The organism is Flavobacterium plurextorum (assembly GCF_002217395.1).
Lineage (GTDB): Bacteria > Bacteroidota > Bacteroidia > Flavobacteriales > Flavobacteriaceae > Flavobacterium > Flavobacterium plurextorum.
The window spans coordinates 13,773-27,795 of sequence record NZ_MUHD01000005.1 but is presented as its reverse complement, the minus strand read 5'-3'; the positions used below and the strand labels follow the sequence as shown (position 1 = coordinate 27,795).

Sequence of the window (14,023 nt, the reverse complement as noted above, 5' to 3'; positions counted from 1 at the left end):
AAGGCTTTCATAAACGTAGGTAATTGTTTTGGAGATTTTAAATTATTTCTTTGGCAATAATACTGTGTCAACAACATGAATTACGCCATTTGATTGATTGACATCGGCAATTGTAACTTTAGATTTATTTCCGCTTTCATCGCTTATATATAAATCTTTTCCTTTCATCCAAGCTGTAAGTGTTCCACCGTTTACCGCTTTTATTGTTGCTTTTCCTTTTCCTTCTTTTATTGCTTTTGCAATGTCTGATGCATTCCATTTTCCTGCAACAACGTGATAAGTCAAAATATTTTGAAGCATTTTTTTATTCTCTGGTTTCAACAATGTTTCAACAGTTCCTTTTGGCAGTTTATCAAAAGCTGCATTTGTTGGAGCAAAAACAGTGAACGGACCTTTTCCTTGAAGTGTTTCTACTAAATCAGCAGCCTTTACAGCAGCAACCAATGTTGTATGATCTTTTGAATTAACGGCATTTTCAATAATATTTTTGTTTGGATACATTGCGGCACCGCCTACCATTACTGTTTTTTGAGCAAAAGATGTAAATCCTAATGCTAATGTCAAAATTGCTGCAGCTAAAAATTTTCTAGTTTTCATAATTAATGTTTTAAGTTATATCTTCATTTACGGAGAACTATTTGTTTTGGTTTTAAAGAAATCTGAAATAATCTTAAATAACACCGAAACATTCTCAAAATCGATTATAAAACAAGCCTTTAGCTCTTCAAAAGTTTTTTAATTATTTTTAAAGACACGATGATTTTTGTCTCTATTTTATTATTAACTTTAAATTCAAAACCAATTCATTATGGAAAATCTACCTAAAAAAGTGAGAAGTAAAAAGTTAAATACAAAAGTCGATTTAACCGCAATGGTCAGCGTTTCGTTTTTGCTGATTATTTTTTTTATGGTTGTTGGTGAATTATCGAAGCCAAATGTTATGGATTTAGCTTTACCAAATAAAGAAAGAGGTTGTGGCCCAATAGGATGTATTGATGCAACTAGACTTTACACTATTTTATTAGACAAAAATGACAAAATAATTACCTATTCTGGTTTATTACACTATCCTACTCATTCTCCGAAAGAAATTAAATATGGGAAAAATGGAATTCAAAAAGAAGTGTTTCTTAAGAAAAAAGAAATGCAAGAATATATGACCGCGATGGGAAAACCAAAAAGTGGTGTAATAATCATTATAAAACCAAGCAAAAAATCAAACTTTAAAAATTTGATAGATATTTTAGATGAAATGGCAATTGCAAAAATTGACACTTATGCAATAGTCAACGAATTCACGCCAGAAGAATCAAAATTACTAGCTTCAAAATAAAGCTTCTTGCAAAAACGAATACCCTAGCCCTGATCGAAGCGGCATCCTTTTTCTGGCTCCTTTAGCCAGGAAAAGATGTAGCCGAGAGCAGGAAATAGCTCCTTAAAATACTAATTCTATAAATTCCAAAATCTAATTGGGATGCGCTTGGACTTCGCTCAGCGTGACAACTTGAAACTTGAAACAAAAAAAACTGAAACAATAAGACAAAAAAAAGTCCCACATTACTGTGGGACTTTCTATTTAGAGGAAACTTAAGAATTATTTTTTCTCAGTTTTTTCCATTTTAGCTTTTAATGCAGCTAATACATCATTGTTATCTCCTAAAGTTGCAGCTGGTGCATTTGTAGTAGAGTTAGATGAAGTATTTTCAGTTGCAGCTTTCACGTTTTTCTCTTCTTCTTCACGGAAGATAGCAGTGTGAGAAGCAACTACTCTTTTGAATTCTTTGTTGAATTCGATTACTTTGAAATCAGCAGTATCACCTTTTTTCAATTTCTTTCCGTCTTCTTTTTCAAGGTGACGAGTTGGAATGAAAGCAACGATATCATCTCCGAATTCTACAGTAGCTCCTTTGTCAACGATTTCAGAAATCTCACCGTTGTGGATAGTTCCTACAGCGAAAGAATCTTCGTATTGATCCCAAGGATTAGCAGTAGTTTGTTTGTGACCTAAAGATAATTTACGTCCTTCAACATCTAATTCTAATACAACTACATCAAGTTTTTCACCAACGTTTACAAACTCAGATGGGTGTTTGATTTTCTTAGTCCAAGAAAGGTCAGAAATGTAGATTAATCCATCAATTCCTTCTTCTAATTCTACGAAAATACCAAAGTTTGTAAAGTTTCTAACGATACCTGTATGTTTAGAACCTACTGGGTATTTAGAAGTAATATCAGTCCATGGATCTTGAGTCAATTGTTTGATACCTAATGACATTTTACGGTCATCTCTATCTAAAGTTAAGATAACAGCTTCAACAACATCTCCAACTTTTACGAAATCTTGTGCAGAACGTAAATGAGTTGACCATGACATTTCAGAAACGTGGATTAAACCTTCAACACCTTCAGCAACTTCGATAAATGCACCGTAATCAGCGATTACAACTACTTTACCTTTTACTTTATCACCAATAGTTAAATTAGCATCTAAAGCATCCCATGGGTGAGCGTTTAATTGTTTCAATCCTAATTGAATTCTTGTTTTCTCATCATCGAAATCAAGGATTACAACGTTTAATTTTTGGTCTAATTCAAGAACTTCACTTGGGTGATTGATTCTACTCCAAGAAAGGTCAGTAATGTGAATTAATCCGTCAACACCACCTAAGTCAATGAACACACCATAAGAAGTAATGTTTTTAACAACACCTTCTAATACTTGTCCTTTTTGTAATTGACCGATGATTTCTTTTTTCTGTACTTCAATATCAGCCTCGATAAGAGCTTTGTGAGATACAACAACGTTTTTGAATTCGTGGTTAATTTTTACCACTTTGAATTCCATCATTTTGTTTACATATACATCGTAGTCTCTAATTGGCTTAACGTCAATTTGAGATCCTGGTAAGAACGCCTCGATACCGAATACGTCAACGATCATACCTCCTTTAGTTCTACATTTAACAAAACCGTTAACGATTTCTCCAGTTTCATTAGCTGCAATAACTCTATCCCAAGATTTGATAGTACGTGCTTTTCTGTGAGATAATACTAATTGACCTGTTTTGTCCTCACGGATGTCGATTAATACTTCAACTTTGTCACCTACTTTTAAGTTTGGGTTGTAACGGAATTCATTTAAAGAAATAACACCTTCAGATTTAGCATTGATATCAACGATAACGTCTCTATCTGTAATTCTAACAACAACTCCTTCAACTACTTCTTCTTGATCTGTAGCGATGAAAGTTTTTGATACTAGTTCTTCAAACTCTTGTAAGTTTTTCTCATCTACTGCATCAATTCCTTCTTGGAAGTTATGCCAGTTAAAATTTGCTAAAAACTCTTCTTGTGATTTTAATTGTTCAGACATGCTGATAAAAAATTTGTATTCTGTTTTTCTTGAGTTTCTCAAAGCGATAGAAAAAACAGAAGTTGTTTTACATAAATGGTTGATACCTAATGGAAACTCTTCTCTGCCAAAAGGTTTGCAAAATTACTACAAATTTCTGTACTTACAAAATAAATTCAAATGATTATCAATCAATTGCTCGGAAGCAGACGTTTTTGGGTTTTTCAAGACCTGAAGTCCCGCTATCCGCTACAATCTTACGAAACCTGCAAATTTTGATTCTCAATCTTTACATTAAAACTTATCTCTGCCTTCAAAGCTTTAAAAACTTTAATTATAGTATCAATTGTAGCGCTATTTATACTGCTTTCTAGTTTTGAAATTTGCGCTTTTTTAACTCCTATTAACTCTCCTAATTGTTCCTGAGTTAGATTTCGTTCTTTTCTAGCAGTTTTAATCATTCTGCCCAGAATCTCCATATTAAGCTCATATTCATACTGATCTCTTTCTGAAGTTCCTATTTCACCAATATATTTATCTTTCATTTCAGAAAGAGAATATGATTTTACTGTTGCTTTTGCCATTTTTTAAATTTTATTTATTCTCGAAATAATTCAACCTAATTTTATTTGCTCTCTCAATTTCCTTTGTTGGAACTTTATCAACTTTTTTCACAAAACCATGAGTCGCAAAAACTAAAGTCTCTTTATTGTCAGTTTTATCCCAAAAAGCTAAAAATCTTATTTGCAAACCGCTAAATTTAATTCTGAACTCCCAAATATCATCTTTAAGCTTTTTAAACAATCTTGGATCATGATTTTTTTCAGCCAAATCAATATTATATAAGATTTTAGCAATTATTTTTCGGTCAAGCCTAGAAATAAATTCATCAGCTTCTTCCAAAAATTTTGTTTCAAAGTATTTCATCAAACTTATGTATAACAAAAATACCACAAAAGTTTCCAACAATGGAAACTTTTGTGGTATTTTTTATTTTATTAGATTATTCCTTTTTGCCCTTAGATCTTTTAAAATCTAAAAACTAGAATCTTAATGACTCAAATTCTCAATCTCTTTCGGATCATGTTTATGTTTAAACAACACAGCAAAAGCAATTGCAATAACCAAAGCATAAGCCGCAAATGAAAGCCAGATCGTATGCCAATCTTTCATCAAAATCGGATTAGCAAAAATTCCATCTGTCGAAATCGAATTTCCTTGACCTTTTACAAATTCTAACATCTTAGAATTTGTTACATCAGTTTGTAAAAAACCTGCTAATTCAGTAGTATTGGTGAATGATTTTGTAAAGAAACGATCAATCGCCCAACCAGAAGTTAAACTTCCTAAAACCGCTCCTACTCCATTGGTCATCATCATAAACAAACCTTGTGCAGAAGAACGTATTTTAGAATCTGTATTACTTTCTACAAATAATGAACCTGAAATATTAAAGAAATCAAATGCCATTCCGTACACGATACAAGACATAATAATCATCCATAATCCGCCAACAGGATCTCCAAAAGCAAATAATCCAAAGCGTAAAACCCAAGCCAGCATACTAATAAGCATCACTTGTTTGATTCCAAAACGTCTTAAGAAAAACGGAATCGCCAAGATAAACAACGTTTCAGAAACTTGAGAGATCGACATAATAATAGTCGAATACTGAATCACGAAAGAATCAGCATATTTTGGAAAATGTTTAAACTCATCTAAAAACACATCTCCATACGCATTTGTCAATTGAAGTGCTCCTCCTAAAAACATAGAAAAAACAAAAAACAAAGCCATTTTATAATTACCAAATAATTTAAAAGCTTCTAAGCCCAAAGTTTCGGTTAACGAAGCGTCTTCTTTAGTTAAACGCTGCGGCTCACATTTTGGTAATGTAAAAGCATAAATTCCTAAAATTAAAGCCCCAATTCCAGCAATATAAAACTGATATTCAGTTGCTTTACTTCCGCTTAAATTAGTAATCCACATTGCGGCAATAAAACCAATTGTTCCCCAAACACGAATTGGCGGAAAATCTTTTACAATGTTTTTATTATTCAACTTCAGTGAAGTGTAAGAAATTGAATTACTTAATGCAATTGTCGGCATATAACAGCACATTGCCGCAAACATTACATAAATAAAATTATCTGGAGTAGTCACATGAGCAATTCCAAATAAAACTGCCGCATAAGCAATATGCAAAACACCATATAATTTTTCGGCATTTACCCATCTGTCGGCAATAATTCCAGTTAAAGTTGGCATAAACAAAGAAGCAATTCCCATGGTTCCAAATACTAAACCAAATTGTGTTCCTTCCCAATTTTTGGTTCCAAACCAATAATTTCCAATTGTGATAAGCCAAGCTCCCCAAACAAAAAACTGAAGAAAGCTCATTACAATTAATCTATTTTTAATTCCCATATGATGAAATTGTCTTTTTAGTAAAAATGAAGCGGTAAAACTACCATTAAAAATAATATCTACAAAAAATTAAATGGTTTTTAAAGCATCATTTACCAATTCTAAAACGGACTCAAACTGCTCTTTTTTATTTAAGTAAGAATTATCTATTTCTATTGCGTCATCTGCTATCACCAAAGGAGAATCTTCACGGTGTGTATCAATATAATCTCTTTCAACCACATTCTTTAAAACATCTTCATACGAAACATTATCTCCTTTTTGCTGCAATTCATCAAAACGTCTTTGTGCGCGAGTTTCGGCACTGGCAGTCATGAATATTTTAAGTTCAGCATTAGGAAAAACAACAGTTCCTATATCTCTTCCGTCCATTACTATTGCTTTATTTTTTCCCATTTCCTGCTGCTGCTCTACTAATTTAGCACGCACTTCCGAAACTTCTGCCACTTTACTCACATAATTTGAAACTTCAATAGTTCGTATTTGTTTTTCAACGTTTTCATTATTCAAATACATTTCGGCAAAACCTAATTCCGTATTAAATTTAAATTCTAACTGAATCTTTGACAAAGCATTTATCAAAGCATTTTTATCAAAAAAATCAACTCCAATAAACTTATTCTGCATAGCAAAATAAGCTACCGCACGATACATTGCTCCAGTATCTACATATACATATTCAAGTTCTTTTGCCAATTGTTTTGCTAATGTACTTTTTCCTGTTGATGAAAATCCGTCGATAGCAATTGTAATTTTTTTCAATTTTTTATGTTTTAATTTTTATTCCTAAAAGCCTCTAGTAATAAATACTCATTAAAATATCAGATTCTGAGTTATCTATAATTTCAGCCATTCTTTCAAAATATTTCTTATTGACCATTGGACAGCCAAAGCTGTTACAAATGTAACCATCTTTCTCTTTATACGGAACATCATAATAGTAATGAAAAACAATATCTCGCTTAAAAGCATTACTATTAGTTGAATCTAAACCATGTAGTCTATATGCTTTTCCGAACTTACCAACATAAGAATTTCCTATCGAATATCTGCCTAATGAAGTACTTAAGGAATTTGGCACATTACTAAATTTAAGTTTCCCCTTCGTTGTTGTTTCAGAACCTGAACCATGAGCTACCAAACCTTGATCTATAATTTTATTTGTTTTTAAATCATAAACAAAGAATCGATTTTTACCTGAAGGTATTTTCATATCAATTAAAAACACTATATCCTGATTGTATTTCGAATCTTTCTTAAGCAACTTTTTAATTTCATTTACCTGAGAACTAAATCTTTCTTCATTTTTCTCTTTTTCTTTCAGATTCTCATTTCTGCAAACAAATCTATAAACCGCAAATGCTAAGAGAATGAAAACTGCGACAAATAATATCTTTTTCATAAATAACTAAGGCAAAAAAAAATCCTTTTAAAATCGAAAACACAATTGTTTACAATTATAAAAGGACTATACTTTTTAAAGTACTGGTAACTATTATTTTAATAATAAATATCTAAGATAATATTCGACTTAGAACTATCAATTATTTTTTCAATTCGTTTAAAGAACTGCTCGTTCACCATTGGACAACCGTGACTATTACTAATATAATAATCTTGTTCGTCATAAGGAACCGCAGAATAGTAATGTAAAACAATTGCTCTTTTTAAAGCATTATTGTTAGATTCTTCTAAACCGTTTAATCGATATGCTTTTCCAAAAATCCCTTTATAGCATTTTTCAACAACATATCTGCCTAACGCAGTACAATTGGAGTTTGGTGTATTACTAAATCTAAGCAACCCTTTTATTCCAGTTTCTGAACCAGAACCATGCGCAACAAGCCCTTGATCTAAAACCTTGTTGTTTTCTAAATCGTATACAAAGAAGCGATTTTTTCCAGAAGGCACTTTCATATCAATCAAAAAAGCAATTTTTGTATTGTACTTTTTATCGATAGTAATCATGTTTCTTATATCGCCTATTCTGCTGTTGATTCTTTCAATTTCTAAACTGGTAATAGATTCTTCTTTGAAGTAATGGTTTGTGCCCGTAAAAAACCCCACAGTCATAAACAAAAATAAACTAAATATTTTCATACAAATTATTGAAAATTTAAAATTAGACCAAAAAGACTTGTATTCGCCGCCAATGTGTATCTCGAATATGAATAATTAAATTTTAATTTATTCATTTTCAGACCAAATCCTAATGAAACTCCTGAAAAATTACGTTTTTCTTCTACTCGTAATTCTTCCCCTCTTCTAAAATTATATCCTAAACGCAGATTTATTGCTTTTTTGGGAAATAGCTCCACACCAAAAACAACATGCCTTAAAGCGTTATTAACAAACGAAACTTTCTCGCTGCTTGTCGATCCATCGATATTAGTTTCACCTCGAACGGGATTCGAAAATGAAATATTCCATTGTTGCAAATTCTCTAATGTAAGATGCCAGCGAATAGGAATATGTTCTAATTCTTGCGATGCTCCTGCAGTAATTTCAAAGGGCAAATTTTCCTGTATTCCTGAGTAGGTTGTAAATTGTGTACCAATATTACGGATTACTAGAGCCAAATTTACGTTATTTTTTTCAAATATATACAAAAAACCTAAATCAATAGCACCTCCAACAGAATTATAACTCTCTAAAGTTGAAGTTATTAACTTAACATTAGCTCCAATATGAAGATCTGTATACGGAACATTATAGGCATATCCCAGCGATAATGCACCTTCACTTCCTCTAAAATCCGATGTTGACTGCCCATTTTCATCGTAACCTTCAAATGATCCGTAGTTTACATAATTAACTCCGGCATAAAATGTTTGCACGTGTCGGTCATAGGTATAAGCATACGAAGCACTTCCATAAGAAGCTTGTCCGTAGTAATTTCCATAATTTAAAGCCAAGTGATTATCCATTTCGTCGTTTAAAACTGCAGGATTAGACATTGCCTGATTAACATCTTCATCATAAATAGTGATCGTTTTACCTCCTAAAGCCGCCTGCCTAGGTGATGCTGTCAAATTTAAAAATTGATAGGTGTAACGCCCGCCAACTTGTCCGAAAGAAACCGAACAAACGAATATCACAAAAAATAAAACAAAATGTTTTAGCATTCTTTTCTTGGCGTTCCTATATGGGAATAACGCAGTTGCGAAGGTAAAATTATAAACCTAAAAAAATAAACTACATTTAAAAAAAATCCAAATCCCAATCTTAATTAAAAATTGGAATTTGGATTTTAAATAATTTAATACTTCAATTTGAAGTTTTTATTTCAATACTTTGGCATTTTTTACATTTTGATCTGTAAGTGCTAATGCCAATACTTCGCTCATTTCTTTTACATAATGAAAAGTAAGTCCTTCTAGATATTCTGCTTTAATTTCATCAATATCACTTTTATTCTCGTGACATAAAATGATTTCTTTAATACCTGCTCTTTTTGCTGCTAAGATTTTTTCTTTAATTCCGCCAACTGGTAATACTTTACCGCGAAGTGTAATTTCTCCTGTCATAGCAAGATTTTTTTTCACTTTCTTTTGTGTCAATAACGAAACTAATGAAGTCAGCATTGCAATACCTGCACTTGGACCATCCTTTGGGGTCGCTCCTTCCGGCACGTGCAAGTGAATATTGTATTTTTGAAATAACTCAATTCCTAAACCTAACTTTTTAGCATTTGCTTTGATGTATTCCAGAGCAATTGTAGCAGATTCTTTCATTACATTACCAAGGTTTCCTGTAATGGTCAAAGCACCTTTTCCTTCAGAAATCAATGATTCTATAAATAAAATATCTCCTCCAACACTTGTCCACGCTAAACCTGTTACAACTCCTGCAACATCATTATTCTCGTATTTGTCACGCTCTAATCTTGGTACGCCCAAAACTTTTACGATATCTTCGTCTGTAACTTTTTTGTTATACTCCTCTTCCATCGCAACAGCTTTTGCTGCGTTACGAATTACTTGAGCAATTTTAGTTTCTAAGTTACGAACACCTGATTCTCTTGTATAACCTTCAACAATTTTTTCTAATTGTTTTTTTCCAATAGTTAGATCTTTAGAAGTTAATCCATGTGCTTCTAATTGTTTTGGAAAAAGATGTCTTTTAGCAATTTCTACTTTTTCTTCAATTGTATAACCAGACATTTTTATAACTTCCATTCTATCACGCAATGCAGGCTGAATCGCCGCCATATTGTTTGAAGTAGCAATAAACATAACTTTAGATAAATCATATCCCATCTCTAGGAAATTATCATAAAAAGCATTGTTTTGCTCTGGATCTAAAACTTCTAATAATGCAGATGAAGGATCGCCGCTGTTTCCGTTTGATAACTTATCGATTTCATCTAAAATGAAAACCGGATTTGATGTTCCTGCTTTTTTCAAACTCTGAATAATTCTTCCCGGCATAGCACCGATGTATGTTTTTCTATGCCCGCGAATCTCCGCTTCGTCACGTAAACCACCTAATGAAATACGAACATACTCACGACCTAAGGCTTCTGCAACTGAACGCCCGATAGAAGTTTTTCCAACTCCTGGAGGCCCTGTTAAACATATAATTGGAGATTTCATATCATTTCGCAATTTTAAAACTGCCAAATGCTCAATCATTCTTTTCTTAACTTCATCAAGACCAAAGTGATCTTTATCTAATATTTTTTGAGCGTGTTTTAAATCAAATTTATCTTTAGAATATTCGCCCCAAGGCAATTCTAAAAACAACTCTAAATAGTTACGCTGAATTCCAAAATCAGGAGATTGTGGATTCATGCGGCGCATTTTAGATAATTCTTTCTCGAAATGTTTCTGCGTTTTTTCGTCCCATTTTTTGGTTTTCGCCTTCTGCCCCATTTCGTCCATTTCTTCTTCCTGCGAAACACCTCCCAATTCTTCTTGGATGGTTTTCATTTGCTGGTGAAGAAAATATTCGCGCTGCTGCTGATCTAAATCAAAACGAACTTTTGACTGGATGTCATTTTTTAATTCCAGCTTTTGCAGCTCAACGTTCATATAACGTAAAGTTTCAAGAGCTCTGTCTTTTAATCCGTTAATAGATAACAAACCTTGTTTTTCTTTTACGGATAAATTCATATTCGAAGAAACAAAATTGATCAAAAACGACTGGCTTTCAATGTTTTTTATCGCAAATGTCGCTTCTGATGGAATATTTGGACTTTCTTTTATAATTTGAATTGCCAATTCTTTTACAGAATCTAAGATCGCAGTAAACTCGGTGTCATTTTCGTCTGGACGTTCTTCTGATACTTCTTTGATTGTAGCAGTTATATAAGGCTCTTCTGAAACAACTTCGTCAATTTCAAAACGTTTTTTTCCTTGTAAAATAACGGTTACATTTCCGTCAGGCATCTTTAAAACACGTAAAATTCGTGCTACAGTTCCTATTTTATGAATATCATCTTTTGATGGATCTTCGTCTTCTTCGTTAATTTGAGAAACTACACCAATAATTTTTCCGCCTGCATTGGCATCATTTATCAGTTTAATTGATTTGTCTCTTCCTGCAGAAATTGGAATTACAACGCCTGGAAATAAAACGGTATTACGTAATGGCAAAATTGGAAGCGAAACAGGAAGTTCTTCGTTGTTCATTTCCTCCTCGTCCTCTGGAGTTAATAATGGAATTAATTCTGCTTCTGAATCAAATTCTTGAAGTGACAGATTGTCAATAGTGAGTATTTTATGATTTGACATAATAATATATAAGTCGTTTTGTCATTAAAAGTTTAATCCAAATTGCAAATGGAGCATAAAAGATTATAATTTCTATTAAGTACTGCAGTTACAAGATAGGCCATAAAATTAGACAATCATTATGCCAAATCCAAAATAGTCAGTTTTGAATTTTATATTTTAACTAGTATTTGCATTTATTTCTAAAAAAAATAAAATTATTTTTATAAAACTGTAACAAACAAAAAAAAGCACCGTCCTTATAAAAAACTAGCAACCATTACTTGAGTATAACTAATCAAAATATCGAAGAATTAATTGCACTTTGTAAAAACAATAATCAAAAGGCTCAATTCGAAATTTACAACCGCTATTCTAAAGCTATGTACAACGTAGCTTATAGAATTGTAAAGGACGAACATTTTGCACAAGACGTCATGCAGGAAGGTTTTTTGAAAGCTTTTACAAAGATTAACGATTACAAACAGGAAGTAGCGTTTGGAGCTTGGCTCAAAAAAATTGTAATTAATTATAGTATTGATTTTTACAAAAAAAACAATGCTTTCCAAATGGAAGACCTGAACAAAACACTTTATAAGATTGAAGAAGATAATTCTATTTTATCTGAAAACATCGATCTCAATTCTCTTAAAGTGCAACAGGTTTTAGACACAATTTCAGGCTTAAAAGATAATTACCGAATGGTTCTAACCTTATTTTATATTGAAGGTTACGATCAGGAAGAGATCTGTGAAATTTTAAATATTAGTTATGCTAATTGCAGAACAACGTTGAGCAGAGCTAAAGAAAGTTTACGAAAAAAATTAGAAGATTTATGAGATCGCCGTTTAAAAAATGTTTGTGTACACAAACGCCGGTAAATAAAATGCGATACAATATAACACTTCTAAAAAAATAAATTTTGGATATTATGAAAAAGGAAAATGACGAATTAGATCAATTGTTTAACAAGTTTGAAAACCAATGGGATGTTCGCGAAATGAGCTCAGATCATCAAGTTGACTTTTTAAACAAATTAAACAAAAAACAACCTAAGAGAAAAAATTATGCTGTGTGGGCAATTGCTGCTTCAATAGTTCTGTTTTTGGGAGTATCAATATTTTACAACAATAATGAGAAACCGAAAGAACTAAAATTTGCTTCAAATGAGACAAAACGCACGGATTCTATCTTTAGTATTTTGATTAAAAATGAGCTGGTTAAATTAAAAGAAAAGAACTCTCCAGAAAATGAGCAAATTATAAATGATGCTTTAAAACAAATGAAAGTCTTTGATGCTGACTACGAAAAAATCATTAAAGAGGTTCAGAAGAATGGAGAAAACAAACAAATTATCTACGCTATGATCAGCAACCTGCAAACCAGAATCTCTTTTTTGCAGACTGTTTTACAGCGAATCGAAGAAAACGAAAACTTAAAAAATACTTCTCATGAAAAAACTTTATAACTTACTTTTTTTACTTCTTTTGATTCCTTTTTTAGGTTTTTCAAATGACGGTACTTATATCACAAAACAAAAAAACATTAAAAAAACATATATCGTAAACTCAAATGCGGGTATTGATATTGAAAACAAATACGGAAATATCTCTGTCTCTACTTGGGACGAGGATAAAATAGATCTTGATATCACGATAAAAGTTAACGGACCAAATGAAAATTGGGTTAACGAAAAATTAAACAATATTGATGTTAACATTACGGCTCTAAAGTCAATGGTTACTGCGGTAACTTCAATTGGAACTTCTTCGTATAAAAGCAAAGGGAGCAATAATAGTTTTGAAATTAATTATGTCATAAAAATTCCGAAAAACGGCTCTGTTAAACTGCTTAATAAATACGGAAATATTGCAACTGAAAACATTTTTGGAGCTGCAGATATTGCCTGCAGATATGGCAAAATTTCTTTAGGAAAGTTAAACAGTTCAACCAATAACGTAAAAATAGAATATTGTCAAAACTCAACTATTGATTATATCAAAAACGGGAATATTGAAGCAAGGTATTCTGGATTAAAAATTAACGAATCAGGTAATTTAAATTTAGATACTAATTATACAGATTTAGTAATTCTTGAAGGACAAAACATAAAATACGACTGTAATTATGGAACGTTTAAATTTCAGAAAATAAACTCCTTCTCTGGTGCAGGAAATTATCTGACCATATCTATTGGTGAGATTTCAAATAGCGTTAATTTGGATACTAACTATAGTAAAATCAATATTTCGACTATAACAAGCAAGGCAAATAATGTCAATATAAACTCTGGTTATTCTGATGTTTATTTGGGATATGACATGAACTATTCTTTTGATTTTGATATTAATACAAGATACGGAGGCATCAAAAGCGACAATTCTCTAGATGTTTTGGTCAATGAAACTAAAAATACAAGTAAAAGAATCAGCGGGTTTAATAAAAAGAAAGGTCAAAATAAGGTTACTATTAATTCTAATTACGGAAACGTAACATTAAACAAAAAACAATAATCATAAAAATTTAAAGA

The 14,023-nt window shown here is 31.8% G+C and carries 14 protein-coding genes; 4 read left to right on the top strand and 10 right to left on the bottom strand.

Annotated elements, in window-relative coordinates; all coding sequences use genetic code 11:
- Positions 1 to 42 precede the first annotated feature (42 nt).
- Positions 43 to 597: a fasciclin domain-containing protein gene (locus tag B0A81_RS03230; protein ID WP_089055576.1), complete on the bottom strand. Its 555-nt coding sequence runs from the start codon at positions 595 to 597 to the stop codon at positions 43 to 45.
- 211 nt (positions 598 to 808) lie between these two features.
- Between B0A81_RS03230 and B0A81_RS03225 the strand changes: the two genes are divergently transcribed.
- Positions 809 to 1,333 carry an ExbD/TolR family protein gene (locus B0A81_RS03225; RefSeq protein ID WP_089056684.1) on the top strand — a complete coding sequence of 175 codons (525 nt, stop codon included), beginning with the start codon at positions 809 to 811 and terminating at the stop codon, positions 1,331 to 1,333.
- A gap of 261 nt (positions 1,334 to 1,594) precedes the next feature.
- Here the strand turns inward: B0A81_RS03225 and rpsA are convergent, their stop codons facing one another.
- The 9 genes from rpsA to lon all read right to left on the bottom strand — a co-directional run bounded on the left by rpsA (position 1,595) and on the right by lon (position 11,514).
- Positions 1,595 to 3,373 (bottom strand): 30S ribosomal protein S1, encoded by a 1,779-nt coding sequence (gene rpsA / locus B0A81_RS03220; RefSeq protein WP_068840655.1) that lies wholly within the window; start codon positions 3,371 to 3,373, stop codon positions 1,595 to 1,597.
- 236 nt (positions 3,374 to 3,609) lie between these two features.
- Positions 3,610 to 3,936: a helix-turn-helix domain-containing protein gene (locus tag B0A81_RS03215; protein WP_089056683.1), complete on the bottom strand. Its 327-nt coding sequence runs from the start codon at positions 3,934 to 3,936 to the stop codon at positions 3,610 to 3,612.
- A gap of 10 nt (positions 3,937 to 3,946) precedes the next feature.
- The gene (locus tag B0A81_RS03210) at positions 3,947 to 4,279 is read right to left on the bottom strand and encodes a type II toxin-antitoxin system RelE/ParE family toxin (RefSeq protein ID WP_089056682.1); all 333 of its coding nucleotides are present in this window, start codon (positions 4,277 to 4,279) and stop codon (positions 3,947 to 3,949) included.
- Positions 4,280 to 4,402: 123 nt separating this feature from the next.
- Positions 4,403 to 5,779, bottom strand: coding sequence for a nucleoside permease (locus B0A81_RS03205; protein ID WP_089056681.1), 1,377 nt, complete (start codon positions 5,777 to 5,779; stop codon positions 4,403 to 4,405).
- Positions 5,780 to 5,848: 69 nt separating this feature from the next.
- Entirely contained in the window at positions 5,849 to 6,541 is a 693-nt protein-coding gene (gene cmk / locus B0A81_RS03200; RefSeq protein ID WP_089056680.1) for a (d)CMP kinase, read from the bottom strand.
- Between the two features lie 34 nt (positions 6,542 to 6,575).
- Positions 6,576 to 7,181, bottom strand: a complete 606-nt coding sequence (locus B0A81_RS03195) for a murein L,D-transpeptidase catalytic domain-containing protein (protein ID WP_089056679.1) — start codon at positions 7,179 to 7,181, stop codon at positions 6,576 to 6,578.
- A gap of 98 nt (positions 7,182 to 7,279) precedes the next feature.
- Positions 7,280 to 7,879 carry a murein L,D-transpeptidase catalytic domain-containing protein gene (locus tag B0A81_RS03190; protein WP_089056678.1) on the bottom strand — a complete coding sequence of 200 codons (600 nt, stop codon included), beginning with the start codon at positions 7,877 to 7,879 and terminating at the stop codon, positions 7,280 to 7,282.
- A 5-nt stretch (positions 7,880 to 7,884) separates the two neighbouring features.
- Positions 7,885 to 8,904 carry a type IX secretion system protein PorQ gene (gene porQ / locus B0A81_RS03185; protein ID WP_089056677.1) on the bottom strand — a complete coding sequence of 340 codons (1,020 nt, stop codon included), beginning with the start codon at positions 8,902 to 8,904 and terminating at the stop codon, positions 7,885 to 7,887.
- Positions 8,905 to 9,060: 156 nt separating this feature from the next.
- Entirely contained in the window at positions 9,061 to 11,514 is a 2,454-nt protein-coding gene (lon, locus tag B0A81_RS03180) for an endopeptidase La (protein ID WP_089056676.1), read from the bottom strand.
- Between the two features lie 263 nt (positions 11,515 to 11,777).
- Here lon and B0A81_RS03175 point away from each other — a divergent pair, with 263 nt between their 5' ends.
- The 3 genes from B0A81_RS03175 to B0A81_RS03165 all read left to right on the top strand — a co-directional run bounded on the left by B0A81_RS03175 (position 11,778) and on the right by B0A81_RS03165 (position 14,006).
- A complete protein-coding gene (locus B0A81_RS03175) occupies positions 11,778 to 12,332 on the top strand; it encodes an RNA polymerase sigma factor (protein WP_089056675.1) in 555 nt (184 codons plus the stop codon).
- Positions 12,333 to 12,424: 92 nt separating this feature from the next.
- Positions 12,425 to 12,961, top strand: coding sequence for an anti-sigma factor (locus B0A81_RS03170; protein ID WP_089056674.1), 537 nt, complete (start codon positions 12,425 to 12,427; stop codon positions 12,959 to 12,961).
- The gene (locus B0A81_RS03165; protein ID WP_089056673.1) at positions 12,945 to 14,006 is read left to right on the top strand and encodes a DUF4097 family beta strand repeat-containing protein; all 1,062 of its coding nucleotides are present in this window, start codon (positions 12,945 to 12,947) and stop codon (positions 14,004 to 14,006) included. The genes B0A81_RS03170 and B0A81_RS03165 overlap by 17 nt, the downstream gene beginning before the upstream one ends.
- Positions 14,007 to 14,023 lie beyond the last annotated feature (17 nt).

Coding starts and splice junctions, on each gene's coding strand:
- B0A81_RS03230 (WP_089055576.1), bottom strand. CDS start 597: ATGAAAACTAGAAAATTTTTAGCTGCAGCAATTTTGACATTAGCATTA.
- B0A81_RS03225 (WP_089056684.1), top strand. CDS start 809: ATGGAAAATCTACCTAAAAAAGTGAGAAGTAAAAAGTTAAATACAAAA.
- rpsA (WP_068840655.1), bottom strand. CDS start 3,373: ATGTCTGAACAATTAAAATCACAAGAAGAGTTTTTAGCAAATTTTAAC.
- B0A81_RS03215 (WP_089056683.1), bottom strand. CDS start 3,936: ATGGCAAAAGCAACAGTAAAATCATATTCTCTTTCTGAAATGAAAGAT.
- B0A81_RS03210 (WP_089056682.1), bottom strand. CDS start 4,279: ATGAAATACTTTGAAACAAAATTTTTGGAAGAAGCTGATGAATTTATT.
- B0A81_RS03205 (WP_089056681.1), bottom strand. CDS start 5,779: ATGGGAATTAAAAATAGATTAATTGTAATGAGCTTTCTTCAGTTTTTT.
- B0A81_RS03195 (WP_089056679.1), bottom strand. CDS start 7,181: ATGAAAAAGATATTATTTGTCGCAGTTTTCATTCTCTTAGCATTTGCG.
- B0A81_RS03190 (WP_089056678.1), bottom strand. CDS start 7,879: ATGAAAATATTTAGTTTATTTTTGTTTATGACTGTGGGGTTTTTTACG.
- porQ (WP_089056677.1), bottom strand. CDS start 8,904: ATGCTAAAACATTTTGTTTTATTTTTTGTGATATTCGTTTGTTCGGTT.
- lon (WP_089056676.1), bottom strand. CDS start 11,514: ATGTCAAATCATAAAATACTCACTATTGACAATCTGTCACTTCAAGAA.
- B0A81_RS03170 (WP_089056674.1), top strand. CDS start 12,425: ATGAAAAAGGAAAATGACGAATTAGATCAATTGTTTAACAAGTTTGAA.
- B0A81_RS03165 (WP_089056673.1), top strand. CDS start 12,945: ATGAAAAAACTTTATAACTTACTTTTTTTACTTCTTTTGATTCCTTTT.